Here is a 19296-nt window from a genome sequence, read left to right as displayed (position 1 = left end):
GCTCCCCTGTATCGCGGTCTTGAAATCCTTGGCAGGACGCGGAGCTTCTGTTCGTCAGGAAACAGATGAATACCCCTTCGCCGGGGTATACTTTGCGAGGCAGATGTGAACAGCTTCGTTTCCGCTTCCGACAATCTGCCCCTTCACTTGCCCGATCGAAACGACTCAGCACTTGTATTGAAGCGCAGATGCTTGCTTTTCAAATGCAAGTCATCGGCATGACATATCGTCGATATGGGCCGGCACAGTACTCAGGCTCCGAACGCCATCAAACAGGATGCGCTCTCATGACCAACTACAGTCAAGGCACCGGCTCCGGTGATTTCAACATCGGCGCCTTGATCAGCGAAAGCTTTGCCGTTCTCCACCGCGCCTTGCCGCGATTTCTGGCGCTGGGCCTGATTCCCATCATTCCCCTGATCATCTCGACCCTGGTCATCGGCGTGCCGACACCAGACAATCCGCTTCCGAATGTCAGTGCCTTCGTCGTGCTGCTGCTGATCTACATCGCCCTGCTCTTCGTCATTCAGGGCGGCATGATCTACGGCGCGTTCAACGAATTGCGCGGGCAGACCTTTTCGGTCGGAGAGGCCCTCTCCAAAGGGATGGCGCGCTTCCTGCCGCTGCTGGGCCTCTCGATCCTGGTCGGCCTTGCGGTCACGATCGGATTGGTACTGCTTGTCGTACCGGGCCTATGGCTGATCTGCATGCTTTATGCCGCCGTCGCGGTCTGTGTCGTTGAACAGCGCGGCGTGACGGATAGCATGTCCCGCAGCAGCGAACTCACCTCGGGCTTTCGCTGGCAGATCCTCGGCCTCGTATTGATTGTCGGCATCGCTGGCTGGATCGTCTCCATGATCATCGAGTATGTCGGTGGCAGCCTCGGTGGCCCGGTGTTCGGTGCCTTGCTGGGCAATCTCATCCAGATCTATCTGATCGCTCTTGGCAGCGTGCTTAGCGCCCTGGTCTATTACCGCCTGCGCTCGATCAAGGAAGGCGTCGACATCGACAGGCTCGCCACCGTCTTCGATTGAAGACCCTTGTTCTGGAAAGGAGCCGGCCCTCACTTGGCCGGCTCACCCACCTTGCGGGTACCCGAGTTCTTGTCGTCGCGATAGCGGCCGAAAAGCTGGCCGCGCTCGAGTTCCGCCCGTTCGGCCGCATAGAAGGCCTGCAGGAAATCCGTGGCCGCATTGGACTCGAAGGTGCCCTGCCAGCCGATACGCCGGATGATCTTCTCGGCGATCTCGCGATGAATGCGCCAGGTTTCGGTACCGCCGGGCCGGCGCAGAATCTCCTCCAGCACCTGCAATTCATAGGCGCCATAGGCCTGCAGCTGCGCCGAAGTGAAACTGTAGCGGGCCGCCACCTTGGCCGCTCCCTGCGTGAGGTCGAGGGCAAGTGCCCGCTTCGGCAAGGCGATCACCAAGGTGCCGCCGATCAGGTCGCCCGCCCGCAGGTGATCCCGGTTGAAGAAGGGCAACGCGGCGAGCAGCACCACCCAGCCTAGCATCGAAAGCGCCTGCCAGGATTCGCCGCTGTTGGAGGCGCCGATCCACATGAAGAAGAGCTGCAGCGGTAGGAAGAATTCGACCTCGCGGGTGAGGTTGCGGGCAACGACGGCGGTTGGGGTCAAAGCGCCGCCCTTGCGATCGATCACCTTCAGTCCGGTGGCGCGCTTGCCGGGCGTCGAGCCCTGCCAGGCCAGCTCGAAATGGATGAAATAGAGGTTGCGCAGCGTGAAGGAGAGGAAGGAGATCACCGTCACCGTCACATCGCTGCCGCCGCGCAGGAAGGTGGTCGCCAGGGCGATCCAGATCAGGATGGTGGCACCGAACCAGATCACCAGGTCGATCAGGAAGGCCCCCAGCCTTTCGCCGCGATCGGCGATCTCCACATGGATGGCGACCCCTTCCGGCGTGACGATCTCGCGGGTGCGGCGCTGCCGGCCCTCCAGCAGTTGGGAAACGCGGTCACGCGGAGAGGCCATGCTGCCCTCCCTTGGAGCAAAGCGTGTTCATGGCTGAACGCCTCCCTGCTCTAACAGTTTTTTTCGACGCGTCTTTGCGCTTCTTGGTGAACCCGTCAAATCGAAAGACGCTTTGCCGCAATAGAGGAAATAGACCCCCCACAGCACGGCGGTAACGGCGGCGAAGGCGAAGCGCCAGGAGGTCACGTTGATCAGTTGGCGCAGGCCCCCCTCGATAAAACCGGCGATGAACAGCATGGCAACCGCGCCGCAGGCGATGATGGCGGCCTGCCTGCCGTGAATGGCAAGCGCTTCCAGGCGCGAATAGCGGCCCGGGAAAATGATCTTCTCGGCCACCACCAGGCCGGCGGCGCCACACAGGATGAAGGCACCGAGTTCCGTCACGCCGTGAATGGACAGCCAGCCGATGCAATCGATCAGGAGGCCGCGTTGATAGTGGATCGCCAGGAAGGCGCCGACGATCAGCCCATTATAGACCAGCAGCAGCAAGGTCGGCACGCCGGCCATGAAACCGACCCCGAAGGAGAGGATGGCGACCATGCTGTTGTTCTGGAACAGGTAATTGGCAAAGACGATGAAGCTCTCCTTGAAGCCGTCCCAGGGCGCGAACAGCACGCTGCGCAGATATTCGGTGCTGGCGCTCGGCCCCCTCCCCCCGCGAGGCCGTCGGGAACGATGGCGTTGAACCATTCGGCTTCGCTGGTCACCAGCACGAACCCGGCCGCGATGCCCAGGGCCATCGCCGCGAAAGCGATCAAGATATGCCAGCCCGCCTTGCGCACGGCATCGGGGAAGCCATAGCGGAAGAAATGGCCCAGCCCCGCCAGCAGGCTGGTACGTGGCCCATAGACCACCAGATAGGCCCGCAACGTCAGGGCTTCGAGGTAGCGCAGCAGATTACGGTCGAGCGCGATGCTGCGGGCAACCGACAGGGAAGACAGCGCCGAGCGATAGAGCAGCGGCATCTTCTGCAGTTCGTCGGCGGAGACGCCGTGGATCCCCCGCTTTTCGACGCGCGCGACCAGGTCTTCGAGCTCCCGCCAGCTTTCCTCGCGCCCCCGCCGAAACTCCGCCGAGCGCAGCACGAGCTGAGCCCGAGGTTCGTTGGGCACGCCGATGATCGTCGGAGCCGGCCCGGCCTCCGGCATGCCCGCATCCACGGCCGTCATAGCAGGCCCTCCTGCTTGATTTGGAGATAGCGGTTGAGCAAGGCCACGCTAAGCCCACCGACCGGTACATCGACGCAATGCACGCCCAGACGGGCGATGCGCTCCATCACGATCGCCCGCTCGCGCGCGAAATCATGCGCCACCACGGCCTCGGCCACGACGGTGAAATCCTCCGGCTCGGCATTGGCCAGCCGCGCGGTCAATGGATCCTGCAGCGTGACGAAGATCACGGCATGGCGGTTGGCCATGCGCTTCAAGCTCTCGATCAGCAGCTCGGCCATCACGCTGTCGACGAATTCGGTGAACAGCACCACCAGAGCCCGGCGCTTCAGCCGCGCGTTCAACTCGGCCAGGCCGAGGGTGAAGTTGGTCTCCTCCGTGTGATAAGCAAGCTGGGCCGCGGAGCGCTGCAGCCGGGCATAATAGGTGCTACCCCGCCCCGGTTCGAGATAATGGCGGATGGTGGCGTCAAAGCCAAAACTGCCGACGAGATCGCCGGCCCTCAGTCCGGTCCAGCCCAGCATCAGCCCCGCCTCGATGGCATGATCGAGCCGCGCCAGGCCGTCGATCGGCTCGAGCATGAGATGGCCGGTGTCGAAGGCCAGCACGATCTGGTGGTTGCGCTCGATGCGAAACTCCTTCGACAGGAGCTTGCGATGGCGGGCCGACTGCTTCCAGTCGATCATGCGAGAGTCGAGGCCCGCCACATGCTCGCGCAACGTATCGAACTCGGTGCCCTCGCCCTTCTGGTTCTGGGTCTTGGTGCCATAGATGGCGCTCTTGCTCAGCGCCTGGATGGCTGGGCCGAAGGACATGCGGGCGGCGGGCAGGATCTCGATCTTGCGGGCCAATTCCTCCTTCAGGCGCCATTCCACCAGCCCCAAAGGTCCTCGCCAGCGCAGCCAGAGGGCTTCCAGCGTCACCACTCCGCGTCGCAGAGCCGTAAAGGGAATGCTGAGCACCTCCGGGGCCCCGCCGAAACGGCCAGCAACCATCGGCGGCGTCTCCAGTGGCCCATCGAGATCGACCACCGCCTCGATCCTGAGCGGGCGCGCCGACCTCGTGCTACGCAGCGTGACATCGATCCGCCCCTCATTGCCGACCGGCAACCGCATCGGCGCTTGAAGGTCGACGATGAGGGCACGGCGTGGCGGGATCAGCAGCGCGTCGATGGCGATCACCAGCAGGGCCAGCAGGCTTAGGTCGAAGGAAAACGGCCATAGCGCCGGATTCCACACCACCATCAACAGGGCAACGGGGATGCCTAGGCTGAACAGCAGCACGGCGCGCGGTGTCGGCCGGATCATCGAGGTGCTGCCGTCTGGTCCAGGATTTCGTTGACGATGCGGTCGGGAGTGAGGCCATCGATCTCGGCATTGGGCGCCAGGACGATGCGATGACGCAGGATCGGCCGGGCCAGCCGCTTCACATCGTCGGGAATGACGAAATCGCGCCCGTTCAGCGCGGCCAAGGCCCGCACGGAGGCCGCAAGTGCATTGGCGGCGCGGGTCGATCCGCCCGTCTCGATCGCCGGGTGCTGGCGGGTGGCGCGCACCACGTCGACGACATAGTCGATGATCTGCGGCGTCAGCACGATCTGTTCGCTGGTGGCCCTGAGATCGGCGAGCGTTGCCGGATCGGCCTGGCTCTGGAGGCCGAAATCGGAAAGCTTGGGCATGGCCGAGCGGTGCCCGTGCTGGGTGACGATGGCTCTCTCTTCGTCACGGCTGGGATAGGTGACATCGATCTTGAACAGGAAGCGGTCGAGCTGCGCCTCGGGCAAGGGATAGGTGCCCTGCTGCTCGATCGGGTTCTGGGTCGCCACCACCATGAAGTCGGCGCCAAGCGCATAGGTCTTGCCGTCGATGGTGACAGCCCGCTCGTTCATCGCCTGCAGCAACGCCGCCTGTGTCTTGGGCGGGGTGCGGTTGATCTCGTCCGCCAGCAAGAGGTCGGTAAAAATCGGCCCTTCGGTCAGTATGAAGGCGTTGGTCTGGAAGTTGAACAGGTTGGTGCCGATCACGTCGCCCGGCATCATGTCGGGCGTGAACTGCACACGACCGAATTTCAGCGACAAGGTCGAGGCGAAGGCCTGGGCCAGCAGCGTCTTGCCGGTGCCCGGCACGCCTTCGAGCAGGATATGCCCTCCGCAGAGCAGGCCGGTGAGCATTAGCTCGATGACTTCGTCCTGGCCGACGATGGCCTTGCCGACTTCCTTGCGGATGCCGTCAGCGATGTGGGCGACGCGCTGCAGTTCCATCGGAGATTTCTTCCTTCCAATCATGAATATCGCGCGTGGCCTGGAACAAACCGGTCAGGGACGTACCCTGCCCTTCCACGGTGCGTGCGAGGACGTCGGAGGCCTTGGTTTCCAGCCCCCTCGCCTCACCGATCTTGTCGAGCCACTCTGCCAATTTTTCGTCATCGAGCTGGCGTGGTGCGTGAAACAGCCGACCCACATCACGCAATGTCGCCCGCACATAGCGGCGCATGACGAAGGCATGGTGGCCGGCACGGTCGAGCAGGGTAGCCGTGTTGGTGATCAGGCGCCCCTTGCCGAGGTCGAAAGCCGGCGGCGCAAGGCGCGGCTTGCCGAAACGGCTCGTGGTGGCCCAAGCCAGCAGCGCCGTCGCGGCAAGTACGAGCAACAGCACGATGACAAAGGGAAACTGGAACAGCTTCTTGAAGGGGCTGTCGACATTGTTGACCATGCCATGGATGGTCTCGTCGAACACGACCTTGCCGTCCCCGAGTTCGGCATCGCGCATGGCATTCAGCAAAGCGAGCGCGAATTCGGCGTTCCGCCCCTTGGTCAGGCCATGATTCTCGATGAGGTCGGGGTCGGCAAGCACCCAGACGCGGCGCTCACCGTCGAGTTTCTCGCCGATCAGCATGCCCTGGCGATTGCCGATGATCGGCGTCAGCTCTTCGCTCTTGATCAGTTGGGCGCCGTCGTCGAAGGAGGGATTCACATTGAGATCGTTGCGGTCCCAGCTCTTGGGCGGGTCTCCCCGCGTCACCTCGAGCTTGGGCTCGACCAGCCGCGCAATGCTGGTAACCCAGGGAATGTCCATCGGCGTGGCGGAGCGGATCCAGGCAGGCTTGCTCCTGTCGGCCAGCGCCCAGCGTTTCGGCAGCACCAGCAGGACATTGCTCTCGCGTCCCAAGCGAATGATGTCGTCCTTCGACAGGCTCGACGTCGGCTCGGCCATCACCAGCAGCCCGCCTTCACCAGGGGCGACGGTACCGTTGATGCGGCTGCGGGCAACGGGAACATCGAGGCGTTGCGCCAGCTCATAGAGGCCGGCATGCCCGATCGCCGAGACCGATTTGGTGGTGGTGCTGAAGCCCTGTTCTTCAGACGAGCCGTTCAGCATCAACAGCATGGACAGGGCGAAGACGGCCGTGGCTCCAGCGACCAGCACGGCGAGGACAGGACCGGAGAAGGTGGCTTTTTCGCTCATACCGCCCTCGTCTGCATCGCTTCGGTCAGGGCCTCATAGCTCTGCCGGCAAGCGGCATAATCGCGCTCTTCGGCGGGGCTTTCGCCGAAATAGACGGGCTCCACGCGACCGATGATGTCGGACAGCGCCTGCTTGCCACGGTCGGGCAGCGACAGGGCCCGAAGAATTTCGCGGCTAGTCAGCGAGTCCGCGAAGCTGACATTGAGCCTCTTGCGCACCTCGATCAGGCTGCGCAGCAGCAAGGCATGCATCGCCTCGGCAAGGCGTCCCTGGCGCGCCAGTTCGTCGGCCTCGACCTGGGCCACCACCATGCGCTCGACCGAGGCGGCCTGAGCGGAGACATCCGTATCGACACTGGCAACGAGCTTGCGCCGCCCCAGGGCTGGCAGACGATCCCGCATCGTCCAGATCGCGAAGATGAGACCCGCAGCGATGGCGGCATAGAGCAGAATGCTCAGCAAGGTTCCCAGCGACGGGTTCCACACGCGTGGCGCCCGCTCATCCTGCTTCGGTTCAGTCTTGGGCGTCACAACCTCGCCCTTGTTGCCGGGTAGATCCGGCTGCAGGCTGAGATCGCGCGCGACATCCTTGACCACGGCTTGTGGATCGGGGGCAGCGAAAGCCGGCGTTGCCGGCGTCAATGCGAGCAGAACCGCCAAGCCGGCCATAGCCGGCATGATCCTTCCCGTCGGATGTTTTCGACCCCGTTCCCGCACCAAACCGCCAATCAGCCCTGCTTCATATCCGCGAACATGGCGTGATGGCCGATCCGGAGCAAGCGCCCAGGGAACACATTCACGCCGCCTCGATCGAATTCATCCACCAGCGGGAGCGCGGCGGTAGGTCGTTGCCGGTAAACGGGTCATTCGCGAATCTGTTCCATTTTTGTTCATATGTAACTTCTACCCTTTCCCGAAGACGGTCCGCCGAATCGGTGGGCAGATTCGTTCCTCACGACGCGAGACCAAGGCATGAACGCGCAGGCAGCCCTTCTTGTCCCCGAGGTGTCCATTCAATCGCCGATCGACCCTCTCGCCGGCCTGAACGAAAACCAGCGCCGGGCGGTCGAGCATGGTTCGGGCCAGCCGGCCGGGCCCGTGCTGATCATTGCCGGCGCCGGATCGGGCAAGACCAACACGCTGGCTCACCGGGTTACCTATCTCATCGCCGAAGGAGCTGATCCCAGGCGCATTCTCCTTCTGACCTTCTCGCGCCGGGCCGCCTCCGAAATGACAAGGCGGGTCGAGCAGATCACCGCCAAGGTCATGGGGGCAAAGGGGGCGACACTGAGCGAAGGCCTGACCTGGGCTGGTACGTTCCACGCCATCGGCGCCCGGCTCCTGCGCGAATATGCCTATCAGATCGGGCTCGATCCCTCCTTCACCATTCACGACCGCGAGGATTCCGCCGACCTGATCAACCTGGCGCGCCATGAACTCGGCTTCTCCAAGACGGAAAGCCGTTTCCCGAGCAAAGGCACGTGCCTGGCCATCTATTCGCGCGTGGTCAATGCGCAGGATGAACTCGAAAACGTGCTGAAGGAGGCCTTTCCCTGGTGTCTTGCCTGGGCAGCGGAGCTGCGCAGCCTGTTCGCCGCCTATGTCGAAGCCAAGCTCGCCAACAATGTGCTCGACTATGACGACCTGCTGCTGTGGTGGTCGCATATGGTGGCAGAACCGATGATCGCCGCCGACATTTCGGCCCGTTTCGACCATGTCCTGGTCGATGAATACCAGGATACCAACCGCCTGCAATCCTCGATCCTCAAGGCGCTCAAGCCAGACGGCAAAGGCGTCACGGTGGTCGGCGACGACGCCCAGTCGATCTATTCCTTCCGCGCCGCCACCGTGCGCAACATCCTCGACTTTCCGGCCCAGTTCTCGCCCGCGGCTGAAATCATCACGCTCGATCGCAACTACCGCTCGACCCAACCCATCCTGGCGGCTGCCAATGCCGTCATCGCCCTTGCCAGCGAGCGCTTCACCAAGAATTTGTGGACGGAGCGGCAATCGAGCGAGCGTCCGCATCTCGTCACCGTCAGGGATGAGGCTGGGCAGGCCGATTTCGTCGCCAGTCAAATCCTGGAGAATCGCGAGAGCGGCATGACGCTGAAGCAGCAGGCGGTGCTGTTTCGCGCCTCCCATCATTCCGGCCCGCTCGAGGTCGAACTAACCCGCCGCAACATCCCCTTCGTGAAGTTCGGCGGGCTGAAATTTCTCGACGCCTCCCACGTCAAGGACATGCTGGCCTTGCTGCGTTGGGCGCAGAACCCGCGCGACCGCGTCGCCGGTTTCCGCGTCCTGCAACTGCTGCCGGGCGTCGGCCCCACGTCGGCCGCCAATGTGCTCGACGCCGTCGGTGTCGACGACATCGCGGCCTTGCCGGCGCCTCCCCGCGCGGGCGCGGACTGGCCCGATTTCGTCGACCTCGCCGCGAGCCTGCACAAGGGACCGAGCGACTGGCCCGGCGAGATCGAGCGCGTTCGTCGCTGGTACGAGCCCCATCTCGAGCGCATGCATGAGGATGCGGTGACGCGCCGCGCCGATCTTCTCCAGCTCGAGCAGATCGCGGCGGGCTATGAATCCCGCGAACGCTTCCTCACCGAGCTGACGCTCGATCCACCCAACGCCACCAGCGACGAGGCCGGAGCTCCCTTGCGGGACGAAGACTACCTCATCCTCTCCACCATCCATTCCGCCAAGGGGCAGGAATGGAAGGCCGTCTTCGTGCTCAACACCGTGGATGGCTGCCTGCCCGCCGATCTCGCCGCCGGCACCAAGAACGATCTGGAGGAAGAGCGTCGGCTGCTCTATGTCGCGATGACGCGGGCGCGCGACAGCCTGCATCTTGTCATGCCGCAGCGCTTCTTCACCCATGGCCAGCATTCCCAGGGCGACCGGCATGTCTATGCCAACCGCACCCGCTTCATCCCGGCTTCGATCCTAGATCGCTTCCAGCAGATGATGTGGCCGAAGGTGGCAGCATCCGGAGCGCGGCAACCCGGCGGCATCCACAGCTCGATCGACCTGCGCGACCGCATGCGCGGCATGTGGCGTTGAGACGTGTGGTTGAGCATGCCATGGTCCGGCCATGTGTGGACGGATCATGCAGCGCAGCCCGGACCTGCCGGGCCTTCAGACGGAACCTGGCGCTACGCCGGAAGAGGTCGCTCGTGCCTGGGAGGCCCATTTCAATGGCGCACCGGCGCAATATTTCTGGGTGTTCCGCCGAAAACCCGGATCGGCGACCTATGTTCGGGATCTCCTGCAATGGGGCCTCATTCCCAACTGGGTGAAAGATCCCAGCGACTGGCCGAAGCCGATCAACGCCCGTTGCGAGGGCATCCAGACCAAGCCTTCCTTCCGCGATGCCTATAAGGCACGGCGCTGTCTCGTTCCGATCGATCTCTTCTTCGAATGGATGAAGATCCTTGAGCCGGACGGCAAGCCGGTGAAGGGAGCCAAGCAGCCATATGCCATCGCCATGAAGGATCGCCGTCCCTTCGCCGTGGCCGGCGTCTGGGAAAGCTGGATCGACAAGGCCTCTGGTGAGATCACGCGCAGCTTCGCCGTCGTCACCTGCCAGGCCAATGCGCTGATGGCGACGATCCACGACCGCATGCCGGTAATAGTGGCCCCGGAGAGCCATAAGCGCTGGCTCGACAATATCGAGCCGGATCCCTTCGACCTGATGGTGCCCTTTCCGCCGGAGCTGATGGAGATCTGGCCGATTTCTTCGCGCGTAAACAGCCCAGCCAACAACACGGAAGATATCGCCAGGCCTGTGTGAGGAGGCTGGGAGCGCGGACTTCTCAGCTCCATGAAGTCATGGGGCGATGTCCGCTCTTCTCTTTCTGTCAGCGTGATATTTCACAGAGCGGACTGGAAGTCCGCGCTCCGAAGAAGAAGCTCTTGACCTTCCCATGACTGGAAGGTTTACCTATCTTGGCAATGACCTGGAAAGGGATTGCCCCATGTCTCCGACTATGAGCCCTCCGACTTTGAGCTATTCGACCTCGAACCCCGCAACTTTTGACATCGCCATCGAGGGCATGACCTGCGCTTCCTGCGTTCGTCGCGTGGAGAAGGCCATCGCCGCCACCCCAGGCGTCGTGCAGGCCGCCGTCAATCTCGCCACCGAGCGGGCGCAGGTCGCCTTCGAGGGGCCGGCCAACCTCCCTCCTGTGCTGGCTGCCATCGCCAAAGCGGGTTATGGCGCCCATGTGATCGAAGAAGACCGGGCCGAGGATCCTGAACGCACGGCCCGCAAGGCTGAGATCGCCACACTGCGCCGGGATCTGGCTCTTGCCACCCTGCTGACCGTACCGGTCTTTCTGGTAGAAATGGGCGGACACCTGGTGCCGAGCCTGCACCACGCTGTCCAGATGAATCTGGGTCGTTGGAACTGGTATGCGCAATTCGTGCTGATCAGCCTGGTGCTGTTCGCGCCGGGGCTGCGCTTCTTCGTCAAGGGCATTCCGGCGCTGCTGCGCGGTGCTCCGGACATGGACGCCCTGGTCGCCCTCGGTGCCGGTGCGGCTTGGCTGTTCTCGGTCGTCGCGACCTTCCTGCCTTCGGCCCTGCCGGAGGGAACGGCCTATGTCTATTTTGAGGCCGCCGGCGTCATCGTCACGCTGATCCTGCTCGGCCGCTATCTCGAGGCCCGTGCCAAGGGCGAGACCAGCGAAGCGATCCGCAAATTGGCCGGCCTGCAGGCCAAGACGGCCCTGCGCCTTCGCGACGGCTCGGAGACCGAAGTGCCGATCGCCGAGCTCCAGCCGGGGGACATCATCCGGGTGCGCCCCGGTGAGAAGATCGCCGTCGACGGCGAAATCGTCGAAGGCTCCTCCTTCGTGGACGAGTCGATGATCTCCGGCGAGGCGATACCGGTTACCAAGGGCGTGGGTGCCGAAGTCATCGGTGGCACCATCAACAAAACAGGCAGCTTCTCGTTCCGGGCGACGAAGGTGGGTTCGCAGACCCTCCTCGCCCAGATCATCCGCATGGTCGAGGCAGCCCAGGGCGCCAAGCTGCCGATCCAGGCGCTGGTCGACAAGGTGACCGCCTGGTTCGTGCCCGCCGTCATCGCCATCGCAACGCTGACCTTCCTCGCCTGGCTGCTGTTCGGCCCGAGCCCCGCCCTCAGCTTCGCTCTCGTCAATGCGGTTGCCGTGTTGATCATCGCCTGCCCCTGTGCCATGGGCTTGGCTACCCCCACCTCGATCATGGTGGCGACAGGCCGTGCGGCCGAACTCGGCGTGCTCTTCCGTCGCGGCGATGCCCTGCAGAGCCTGCGTGATGTCGAGATCGTCGCCTTTGACAAGACGGGAACCCTCACCCAGGGCGAGCCTGCGGTCACAGATATCGAAACCGCCCCCGGCTTTTCGGAGAATGAGGTTCTCGCTCTGCTGGCCTCGGTGGAAGCGCGTTCGGAGCATCCGCTCGCCACCGCCATCGTCAAGGCGGCCCGCGAGCGTAACCTCGACATTCCCTCGGCCACCGATTTCGAGGCGATCCCGGGGCGCGGCGCCTCCGCCCTCGTCGATGGCCGGAAGATCTCGATCGGCTCGGCCCACTGGATGACAGAACAGGGCATCGATGCCACGGCTCTGTCGTCTCGGGCGGAAGCCCTCGGCGAACAGGCCAAAACGCCGCTCTTTGCAGCCGTCGACGGCAAGATCGCAGCAGTCATCGCCGTCGCGGATCCGATCAAGCCGACGGCCAAGGCCGCCGTCGCGGCCCTCAAGGCACTCGGTCTCCAGGTTGCGATGGTGACGGGCGACGCCCGGCGGACGGCACAGGCGATTGCGGCAAGGCTCGGGATCGAAACCGTCGAGGCCGAAGTCCTGCCGGACGGCAAGGCCCAGACCGTGCAGCGGCTGGCGGCCGGAGGGCGCAAGATCGCCTTCGTCGGCGACGGCATCAACGATGCGCCGGCGCTCGCCACCGCCGATGTCGGCATCGCCATCGGCACGGGCATCGACGTCGCCATCGAGAGCGCGGCGGTGGTGCTGATGGCCGGCGATCCCAACGGAGTCGTCAGGGCCATAGGCCTGTCACGGGCGACCATGCTCAATATCGGCCAGAACCTGTTCTGGGCCTTCGCGTACAACATCGCGTTGATCCCCATCGCTGGCGGCGCTCTCTATGCCGTCAACGGCACCTTGCTCTCGCCGATGCTGGCAGCCGGCGCCATGGCGCTTTCAAGCGTCTTCGTGGTGACCAATGCGCTCAGGCTCAAGGGCTTCCAGCCCGAGACTGCACCAGCACAAGCGACAGGTGTACAGGCATTGACTTCATCAAGCTAATTCAAGGGAATATCGAAGAAAGCTCATCAAGATTCGAAGGTCGTGATGAGGTCTTCGCGTGAAGGACGAACAGGAAGAACCGTCATGAATATCGGTGAAGCATCCGCCGCCTCCGGCGTCTCGGCCAAGATGATCCGCTATTATGAATCTATCGGGCTCGTACCGAACGTAGCCCGCACGGAAGCCGGCTATCGCGTCTATGGTGACAGCGATATCCACACACTGCGTTTCATTCGCCGCAGCCGCGATCTCGGCTTTTCCGTCGAGCAGATGGAAACCTTGCTCGCTTTGTGGAGCGATCGCAGCCGTGCGAGCTCCGATGTCAAGAGCATCGCCGCAGCTCATATCATCGAGCTCGAACGCAAGGCGCGCGAGATCGAGGGTATGGCGAAGACCCTGCGCCATCTCGTCCATAATTGCCACGGCGACAACCGGCCCAACTGCCCGATCCTGGAGGATCTTTCCCATGGCGAGGAGGCGGCACCCCCCAAGCCCAAGCGTCGCCGAGCGTGATGTGCATGATGAGGTGAGCTAACTTCCCGCCATGCCTGTCCAACCGATTCTGCGTTTTCCCGATCCATGCTTGCGCCAGGCGGCAAATCCCGTGACCGAATTCGGGCCCAGGCTTACCGCCCTAGCCGAGGATCTGCTCGACACCATGCGCGCCGCGCCCGGCATCGGCATTACGGCCCCGCATCTGGGCATTCTCGAAAGACTGACGGTGATCGAGCTGCCCGATGAGAAACGAGTGCGGATCTATGTCAATCCGCGCGTCGTCTGGTCATCGCACGATAAACGGGAGCATGTCGAAGGCAGCGTCTCAATGCCCGGTGCGACCGAGACGGTCGAACGTCCCACCCGGGTGCGTGTCGCCTTCCAGACCCTCGAAGGGGCGGAGGAGACCGAGGAAGCCGATGGATTGCTCGCCGTCTGCCTGCAGCACGAAATCGACCAGCTCGACGGCATTTTCTGGATTCAGCGTCTGTCGCGCCTGAAACGCGAGAGGCTGATCAAACGTTTTCAAAAGCGATCCTGACGCCGGCCAGCCCCGCAGACAACAAAATTTCGCGAGGGCTGTCGGCTTGGCCGGATGCCGAACGTCCTTCGGGAGATCGAAACAGGAGGAAGCTGAAATGACCTATGTCGACGGTTTCGTTGTCGCCGTGCCCAAGCAGAACCTCAAGGCCTATGAGGAAATGGCCCGTCTCGGCGGCCAGGTCTGGATGGAACATGGCGCACTCAGCTATGTCGAATGCGTTGCCGACGACGTGCCCTATGGCGAGGTCACGTCCTTTCCGCGCGCCGTCCAGGCCAAGGAGGATGAGATCGTGGTGTTCTCCTGGGTGACCTACCGCTCGCGCGAGGAGCGTGACGCCATCATGGCCAAGGTGATGGCCGATCCCCGGCTGGAGGGCAGCATGGCGAACGCGCCCTTCGACGGAAAGCGCATGATCTTTGGCGGCTTCACCACCTTGATCGAGCGGTAGGCCAGGTCCTCATCGCCGCCTGTTCATAAGCGCCAATCGAAGGCATCAGAATTGGTGTGCCGATCTCCAGATCGGCATCTTTTCGACAGACATATTGCTACCCAGAATGCCGATCTGGAGATCGGCACACCAGCATAAGCGCTCTTGTCCGCCAGGTTAGGACCACCGCCCTGTCCCATCAGGCCAGGGCGGCGGCGTAGTTGTCGGGCTTGAAGCCGACCAGCAGCTTGCCGCCGCCGAGGTCGAGGACCGGGCGCTTGATCATGGTCGGTTCGGCCAGCATCAATGCGATCGCCTTGGCCCGGTCGATACTCTGCCTGTCGGCCTCGGGCAAGGCGCGGAACGTGGTGCTCGACTTGTTCAGGAGTGTTTCCCAGCCGACCTTGTCCACCCAGGCCTCGAGGCGCTTGCGGTCGATCCCTTCGGCCCGGTAATCGTGAAAGCCATAGGCCTTGCCATGCGCGTCGAGCCAGTTGCGTGCCTTCTTCATGGTGTCGCAGGTCTTGATACCGTAGATCGTCACGCTCATGTCAGGTCCTGTTTGCGGGGCCGTACAAGGCCCTGTTTTCCGTCGAAAAATAGATAAGGGCGAGGACCGGCAGGGCAAAGCCCAGCCAGGAGACCGCCGCCCAGCCGCCATGGGCAAAGGCCCAGCCCCCCAGCGCCGAGCCGAGCGCACCGCCCACGAAGAACGTCGCCATATAGACGCCGTTGAGGCGGCTGCGATATTCCGCACCCAGATTGTAGATCAGGCGTTGGCCGAGCACGACATTGGCCGAAACGCCGAAGTCGAGCACGATCGCGGCAGTGACCAGTAGGCCGAGCGACAGGCTCGATCCCGGCTCGGCCAAATGGGTGAGCAGGAAGCTGAGGGCGCCGAGCGTCATGGCGAAGGCCGAGGCGGGACGGACCCAGCCGCGATCGGCGACACGCCCGGCGAGCGGGGCTGCCACCGCGCCTGCCGCCCCGGCCAGCGCGAACAAGGCAATGCCCGACTGCGTCATGCCAAAGACGGGGCTCGCCAGCAGCAGCGGGGTGCAGGTCCAAAACACGCTGAAGGCGCCGAACATGCAGGCTTGATAGAGAGCGCGCCTGCGCAGGATCGGCGTGGCGCGCATCAAGGTCGCCATCGAGAGGAGAAGACGGCCATAGGACGGTGCCGGCGGCGGCTGGCGCTTGGGCAACGCCCGGGCCAGCACTGCGCCCAGCACCAGCATGGCGACGATGGAGACCAGGAACACCATGTGCCAGGAGCTGAAATAGGTGATCAGGCTCGATACCGGACGGGCCAGCATGATGCCGACCATCAGCCCGCTCATCACATTGCCGACCACCCTGCCCCGCCGCGCCTCGGGTGCGAGATGGGCGGCAAAGGGGACGAGGATCTGCACGGCCACCGATCCGAGCCCGATCAGCAAGGCCGAGACCAGGAATTGCAGGCTGTCGCGGGCCAGCATGGCCCCTGCCAACGCGATCACCGCCAGCCCCATCACCCAGAGGATGAGCTTGCGATTCTCGATCAGATCGCCGAGCGGCACCAGGAACAGCAGCCCGGCGCCGTAACCGATCTGCGTCATCGTCACGATCAACCCAGCCGCGCCTGGCGACATGCCGAGATCGGCGCTGATCAAGCCGACGAGCGGCTGGGCATAGTAGATATTCGCGGCGATGAGGCCGCAAGCCGCAGCGATCAACAGAGTGACCCAGGCGGAGGCGGCGGGCTCCTGCACGGCCTCGCTGCTCGTTGCAATGCGGGACATCAAATCTCACAAAAGAAAAGGCATGCAGCCCCCGGCTATGGGAAAGCGTCATGCGAGCCTGAAAGGAATTCAGCTCTTCTTTTGTCACGGGCAGTGTCGGCTTGGCCAGCCCTTGTCCGACAAAAGCTCCACGCATCTGCCACCGACAGGCGCGGATCGCATCAGGTAAGCCTGATGCGCTCTCCGCTGGCAGGGTCGAACAGCCTGAGATCGCCGGGAGCGATGGCCAGCTTCACGATCTCGCCTACCGTCAGGGCGGGACGCTCGGTCGTGAAGAGCTTCACCCCCTGACCGCCGATCTCCAGGTGCGCCACCGTGCCGAGCCCTGTCGGCTCCACCAGATCAACGCGGGCCGGCACGTTACCCGCCGACGACAGCACCGCGCGCTCGGGGCGAATGCCCACGACGACCTTGGCGGGCAGGCGCTGGCCCGGCAGGACGGCAAGAACCGTATCGCCGACCCGCAAGGCCGTGCCTCCTTCGCCCGGCTGTGCCTGCGCATCGAGAAAGTTCATGGCCGGCGAGCCGATGAACCCGGCCACGAACATATTGGCGGGATCGTCATAGAGTTCGAGCGGTGCGCCGACCTGCTGGATCACGCCGCCCTGCATGGCGACGATGCGATCGGCCATGGTCATCGCCTCGATCTGGTCATGGGTGACATAGACCGAGGTCGCCCCGAGATCGCGGTGCAGTTTGCGGATCTCGAACCGCATCTGCTCGCGCAGCCGCGCATCGAGATTGGACAGCGGCTCGTCGAACAGGAAGGCCTTGGGATTGCGCACGATGGCGCGCCCCATGGCAACGCGCTGGCGCTGCCCGCCCGACAACTGCCGCGGCTTGCGCTCCTGCAGAGCTTCCAGGCCGAGCTTGGCACCTGCCTTGGTCACAGCATCCGAGATGAAATCGGCCGCTTTCTTCCGCAGTTTGAGCGCATAGCTCATATTGTCGCGCACGCTCATATGCGGATAGAGCGCATAGGACTGGAACACCATGGCGATGTCGCGATCCTTCGGCGGCAGGTCGTTCACCATGGCGCCGTCGATGAGGATCTGCCCCTGGGTGGTATCTTCCAGCCCGGCAATGAGGCGCAGCAAGGTCGACTTGCCGCAGCCGGACGGGCCGACGAGCACCACGAACTCGCCAGAGGCGATGGAGAGGTCGATGCCCTTGAGGATGGGCAGCGCGCCGTAATTCTTGCGGACGGCTTTCACTTCGATATTGGCCATCGGAATAAACCTTTCAGCCCTTCACCGCGCCAGCGGTGAGGCCCTGGACCAGATAACGCTGGATCAGGAAGAAGAAGATGCAGACGGGGATGAGCGCGAGCACGCCGGCCGCCATCATCTGCCCGAAATCCACCGCGAACTTCGACACGAAGTTGAGCAGGCCCACCGGGAAGGTGATGACATTGTCCTTGGTGTTGAGCATCAGCGCGAAAAGCAGTTCGCTCCAGGCTGCGGTGAAGACGAAGCCGAGGGTGGCGGCGATGCCGGGCATGGTCAGGGGCAGGATGATCTGGCGCAGCGCCCCGAAGCGGGTGGCGCCGTCGATCATCGCCGCCTCTTCCAGATCCTTCGGAATGCCGTCGAAGAAGGACTGCATCAAGAAGGCGGCGAACGGCACATTATAGGCGGTGTAGATGATGATCAGGCCCGTCAGGCTGTTGTTGAGCCCGAGCGGCTGAAACAGCTTGAAGATCGGCGCGATGGTCATCACCAGCGGGAACATCTGGGTGATCAGCATCAGTCCGACCAGCCAGAACTTTCCCTTGTAGACGAAGCGCGAAAAGCTGTAGCCGGCACCGGCCGCCACGATCGTGGTAAACAGGGCCGTCAAGGCCGAAATGATCACGCTGTTGCGGAAGAACAGCGGAAAATCCGTGTGGCGGATCACCGAGGCATAATGATCGAAGCTGAAGCGTGAGGGCCACAGCTTGACCCCTTCGCTGTAGAGCAGGTCATTGGGCGTCACCGAGACCTTGAACAGCCAGAACAGCGGAAACAGCGCGAAGGCCAGGAACAGGCCGATCAGCGTGTAGTGCAGGACCCAGTAGATGGAACGACGTGTGGAGCGGCGCATGATCATCCCCTCCGGATCAGCATTTGCCTGAGCGCGATCAGCGTGGCGGCATAGGCAAGCAACAGCACGAGCAGTACCAGCGAGATCGCCGAGGCATAGCCGAAATCGAGGCGCTTATAGGCTTGGGTGTAGATGTAGCTGGCGACGATCTGCGTCGAATCCGCCGGCCCGCCTCCGGTCATCACCACGATGAGATCGGCTGAATTGGCGATCCAGACGGCGCGCAGCAGCACCGTGATGGCGATCGTCGGCGCCAGGAACGGGATGGTGATCGAGGTGAAGCGCTTGAGCGGTCCGGCCCCGTCGATCTCGGCCGCCTCATAGATGTCCTGCGGAATGGACTGCAGGGCGGCCAGCAGGGTGATGGCGAAGAACGGAAAGCCCCACCAGACATTGGCGACGATCGGTCCCCAGATGGCATGGGTAGGGCTGGACAGAATATTGTCGGGTGCTGCCATCACACCCAGTCCCGACAGCCAATGCGGCAAGGGCCCGACAATGGGATTGAACATCCAGGCCCAATTGAGGCCGGACAGGAAGCTCGGCACGGCCCAGGGCAGGAACACCAGGGCCTGTACCGCGCCGCGTCCCGGGAAGGGCCGGTTCAGCAGCAAGGCCAGGATGAGTCCGAGCACGAACTGCAGCGCGACGGAAATCACGGTCCACAGCACGGTATTGGACAGGGCGTTCCAGAAGTTCAGGTCGCCCCACAATGTGCGGAAATGCTCGAGGCCGACATAGCCGCCCCCGAATGGTTTCAGCAGCTGGATATCGCGAAACGCGTAGGACATGCCGATTGCCAGAGGCACCAGCATGATCGCCACGATCAGAATGATCGAAGGAGTGGCATAGAGCCAGGGTTCGAACGCCAGCCGGGCGCTTCGACTGCGCCGGCTGGATTGGACGGGGATATCTGCCAGAGCCATGATGATCCGATCGGGAACGGGCTGGGGACCGAGAAGACAGCCGGCGCGCCCAACCATCCCTTCTCCCCTTGCGGTTATCGTCCACTCCACTTGGAGTGGACCGGGGGATGG

The 19296-nt window shown here is 63.4% G+C and carries 18 protein-coding genes and 1 pseudogene; 7 read left to right on the top strand and 12 right to left on the bottom strand.

Annotated elements, in window-relative coordinates; genetic code table 11:
* Positions 1-287 precede the first annotated feature (287 nt).
* Positions 288-1034, top strand: a complete 747-nt coding sequence (locus ACN6KF_RS06835; RefSeq protein WP_434956116.1) for a DUF7847 domain-containing protein — start codon at positions 288-290, stop codon at positions 1032-1034.
* A 29-nt stretch (positions 1035-1063) separates the two neighbouring features.
* On the opposite strand, the gene ACN6KF_RS06830 is transcribed toward ACN6KF_RS06835, so the two are convergent.
* The 7 genes from ACN6KF_RS06830 to ACN6KF_RS06800 are packed head-to-tail and all read right to left on the bottom strand — an operon-like array spanning position 1064 to position 7300.
* Positions 1064-1990, bottom strand: a complete 927-nt coding sequence (locus tag ACN6KF_RS06830; RefSeq protein WP_434956115.1) for an RDD family protein — start codon at positions 1988-1990, stop codon at positions 1064-1066.
* Positions 1991-2017: 27 nt separating this feature from the next.
* Positions 2018-2530, bottom strand: a complete 513-nt coding sequence (locus tag ACN6KF_RS06825; protein ID WP_434956114.1) for a stage II sporulation protein M — start codon at positions 2528-2530, stop codon at positions 2018-2020.
* Positions 2452-3159, bottom strand: coding sequence for a stage II sporulation protein M (locus ACN6KF_RS06820; protein WP_434956113.1), 708 nt, complete (start codon positions 3157-3159; stop codon positions 2452-2454). Before ACN6KF_RS06820 ends, ACN6KF_RS06825 begins: the two co-directional genes overlap by 79 nt.
* A complete protein-coding gene (locus tag ACN6KF_RS06815) occupies positions 3156-4466 on the bottom strand; it encodes a DUF58 domain-containing protein (RefSeq protein ID WP_434956112.1) in 1311 nt (436 codons plus the stop codon). The genes ACN6KF_RS06820 and ACN6KF_RS06815 overlap by 4 nt, the downstream gene beginning before the upstream one ends.
* Positions 4463-5419: an AAA family ATPase gene (locus ACN6KF_RS06810; RefSeq protein ID WP_434956111.1), complete on the bottom strand. Its 957-nt coding sequence runs from the start codon at positions 5417-5419 to the stop codon at positions 4463-4465. The genes ACN6KF_RS06815 and ACN6KF_RS06810 overlap by 4 nt, the downstream gene beginning before the upstream one ends.
* The gene (locus tag ACN6KF_RS06805) at positions 5388-6623 is read right to left on the bottom strand and encodes a DUF4350 domain-containing protein (RefSeq protein ID WP_434956110.1); all 1236 of its coding nucleotides are present in this window, start codon (positions 6621-6623) and stop codon (positions 5388-5390) included. The genes ACN6KF_RS06810 and ACN6KF_RS06805 overlap by 32 nt, the downstream gene beginning before the upstream one ends.
* On the bottom strand, positions 6620-7300 hold the full coding sequence (locus ACN6KF_RS06800) for a hypothetical protein (RefSeq protein WP_434956109.1): 681 nt from the start codon (positions 7298-7300) through the stop codon (positions 6620-6622). The genes ACN6KF_RS06805 and ACN6KF_RS06800 overlap by 4 nt, the downstream gene beginning before the upstream one ends.
* Before the next feature lie 294 nt (positions 7301-7594).
* Here ACN6KF_RS06800 and ACN6KF_RS06795 point away from each other — a divergent pair, with 294 nt between their 5' ends.
* The 6 genes and pseudogenes from ACN6KF_RS06795 to ACN6KF_RS06770 all read left to right on the top strand — a co-directional run bounded on the left by ACN6KF_RS06795 (position 7595) and on the right by ACN6KF_RS06770 (position 14417).
* Complete coding sequence (locus ACN6KF_RS06795) at positions 7595-9682, top strand: ATP-dependent helicase (RefSeq protein WP_434956108.1); 2088 nt, start codon at positions 7595-7597, stop codon at positions 9680-9682.
* A 31-nt stretch (positions 9683-9713) separates the two neighbouring features.
* Positions 9714-10412, top strand: coding sequence for an SOS response-associated peptidase (locus tag ACN6KF_RS06790; protein WP_434956107.1), 699 nt, complete (start codon positions 9714-9716; stop codon positions 10410-10412).
* A 244-nt stretch (positions 10413-10656) separates the two neighbouring features.
* Positions 10657-12930, top strand: a pseudogene (locus ACN6KF_RS06785) (heavy metal translocating P-type ATPase); the annotation flags it as partial.
* An 84-nt stretch (positions 12931-13014) separates the two neighbouring features.
* A complete protein-coding gene (gene cueR / locus ACN6KF_RS06780) occupies positions 13015-13443 on the top strand; it encodes a Cu(I)-responsive transcriptional regulator (protein WP_434956106.1) in 429 nt (142 codons plus the stop codon).
* 31 nt (positions 13444-13474) lie between these two features.
* On the top strand, positions 13475-13966 hold the full coding sequence (locus tag ACN6KF_RS06775) for a peptide deformylase (RefSeq protein WP_434956105.1): 492 nt from the start codon (positions 13475-13477) through the stop codon (positions 13964-13966).
* A gap of 97 nt (positions 13967-14063) precedes the next feature.
* On the top strand, positions 14064-14417 hold the full coding sequence (locus tag ACN6KF_RS06770) for a DUF1428 domain-containing protein (protein WP_434956104.1): 354 nt from the start codon (positions 14064-14066) through the stop codon (positions 14415-14417).
* A gap of 178 nt (positions 14418-14595) precedes the next feature.
* Here ACN6KF_RS06770 and ACN6KF_RS06765 read toward each other — a convergent pair whose 3' ends face one another.
* The 5 genes from ACN6KF_RS06765 to ACN6KF_RS06745 all read right to left on the bottom strand — a co-directional run bounded on the left by ACN6KF_RS06765 (position 14596) and on the right by ACN6KF_RS06745 (position 19185).
* A complete protein-coding gene (locus ACN6KF_RS06765; protein ID WP_434956103.1) occupies positions 14596-14946 on the bottom strand; it encodes an ArsC family reductase in 351 nt (116 codons plus the stop codon).
* A gap of 1 nt (position 14947) precedes the next feature.
* Positions 14948-16177 (bottom strand): MFS transporter, encoded by a 1230-nt coding sequence (locus tag ACN6KF_RS06760; RefSeq protein ID WP_434956102.1) that lies wholly within the window; start codon positions 16175-16177, stop codon positions 14948-14950.
* Positions 16178-16338: 161 nt separating this feature from the next.
* The gene (locus tag ACN6KF_RS06755) at positions 16339-17406 is read right to left on the bottom strand and encodes an ABC transporter ATP-binding protein (protein WP_434956101.1); all 1068 of its coding nucleotides are present in this window, start codon (positions 17404-17406) and stop codon (positions 16339-16341) included.
* A 13-nt stretch (positions 17407-17419) separates the two neighbouring features.
* A complete protein-coding gene (locus ACN6KF_RS06750; RefSeq protein ID WP_434956100.1) occupies positions 17420-18259 on the bottom strand; it encodes a carbohydrate ABC transporter permease in 840 nt (279 codons plus the stop codon).
* A gap of 2 nt (positions 18260-18261) precedes the next feature.
* The gene (locus ACN6KF_RS06745) at positions 18262-19185 is read right to left on the bottom strand and encodes a carbohydrate ABC transporter permease (RefSeq protein WP_434959629.1); all 924 of its coding nucleotides are present in this window, start codon (positions 19183-19185) and stop codon (positions 18262-18264) included.
* Between the last annotated feature and the right edge of the window lie 111 nt (positions 19186-19296).

It is taken from the genome of Labrys methylaminiphilus subsp. lupini (assembly GCF_051161885.1).
GTDB lineage: Bacteria > Pseudomonadota > Alphaproteobacteria > Rhizobiales > Labraceae > Labrys.
The sequence above is the reverse complement of the archived record's forward strand: the minus strand, read 5'-3'. Positions and strand labels throughout refer to the sequence as shown.

What these genes read in the sequence shown, in the direction of transcription:
- cueR (WP_434956106.1), top strand. Translation starts at nt 13,015, where the DNA reads ATGAATATCGGTGAAGCATCCGCCGCCTCCGGCGTCTCGGCCAAGATG.
- ACN6KF_RS06815 (WP_434956112.1), bottom strand. Translation starts at nt 4,466, where the DNA reads ATGATCCGGCCGACACCGCGCGCCGTGCTGCTGTTCAGCCTAGGCATC.
- ACN6KF_RS06750 (WP_434956100.1), bottom strand. Translation starts at nt 18,259, where the DNA reads ATGCGCCGCTCCACACGTCGTTCCATCTACTGGGTCCTGCACTACACG.
- ACN6KF_RS06810 (WP_434956111.1), bottom strand. Translation starts at nt 5,419, where the DNA reads ATGGAACTGCAGCGCGTCGCCCACATCGCTGACGGCATCCGCAAGGAA.
- ACN6KF_RS06835 (WP_434956116.1), top strand. Translation starts at nt 288, where the DNA reads ATGACCAACTACAGTCAAGGCACCGGCTCCGGTGATTTCAACATCGGC.
- ACN6KF_RS06775 (WP_434956105.1), top strand. Translation starts at nt 13,475, where the DNA reads ATGCCTGTCCAACCGATTCTGCGTTTTCCCGATCCATGCTTGCGCCAG.
- ACN6KF_RS06830 (WP_434956115.1), bottom strand. Translation starts at nt 1,990, where the DNA reads ATGGCCTCTCCGCGTGACCGCGTTTCCCAACTGCTGGAGGGCCGGCAG.
- ACN6KF_RS06790 (WP_434956107.1), top strand. Translation starts at nt 9,714, where the DNA reads ATGTGTGGACGGATCATGCAGCGCAGCCCGGACCTGCCGGGCCTTCAG.
- ACN6KF_RS06765 (WP_434956103.1), bottom strand. Translation starts at nt 14,946, where the DNA reads ATGAGCGTGACGATCTACGGTATCAAGACCTGCGACACCATGAAGAAG.
- ACN6KF_RS06820 (WP_434956113.1), bottom strand. Translation starts at nt 3,159, where the DNA reads ATGACGGCCGTGGATGCGGGCATGCCGGAGGCCGGGCCGGCTCCGACG.
- ACN6KF_RS06755 (WP_434956101.1), bottom strand. Translation starts at nt 17,406, where the DNA reads ATGGCCAATATCGAAGTGAAAGCCGTCCGCAAGAATTACGGCGCGCTG.
- ACN6KF_RS06800 (WP_434956109.1), bottom strand. Translation starts at nt 7,300, where the DNA reads ATGCCGGCTATGGCCGGCTTGGCGGTTCTGCTCGCATTGACGCCGGCA.
- ACN6KF_RS06745 (WP_434959629.1), bottom strand. Translation starts at nt 19,185, where the DNA reads ATGGCTCTGGCAGATATCCCCGTCCAATCCAGCCGGCGCAGTCGAAGC.
- ACN6KF_RS06770 (WP_434956104.1), top strand. Translation starts at nt 14,064, where the DNA reads ATGACCTATGTCGACGGTTTCGTTGTCGCCGTGCCCAAGCAGAACCTC.
- ACN6KF_RS06825 (WP_434956114.1), bottom strand. Translation starts at nt 2,530, where the DNA reads ATGGTCGCCATCCTCTCCTTCGGGGTCGGTTTCATGGCCGGCGTGCCG.
- ACN6KF_RS06760 (WP_434956102.1), bottom strand. Translation starts at nt 16,177, where the DNA reads ATGTCCCGCATTGCAACGAGCAGCGAGGCCGTGCAGGAGCCCGCCGCC.
- ACN6KF_RS06795 (WP_434956108.1), top strand. Translation starts at nt 7,595, where the DNA reads ATGAACGCGCAGGCAGCCCTTCTTGTCCCCGAGGTGTCCATTCAATCG.
- ACN6KF_RS06805 (WP_434956110.1), bottom strand. Translation starts at nt 6,623, where the DNA reads ATGAGCGAAAAAGCCACCTTCTCCGGTCCTGTCCTCGCCGTGCTGGTC.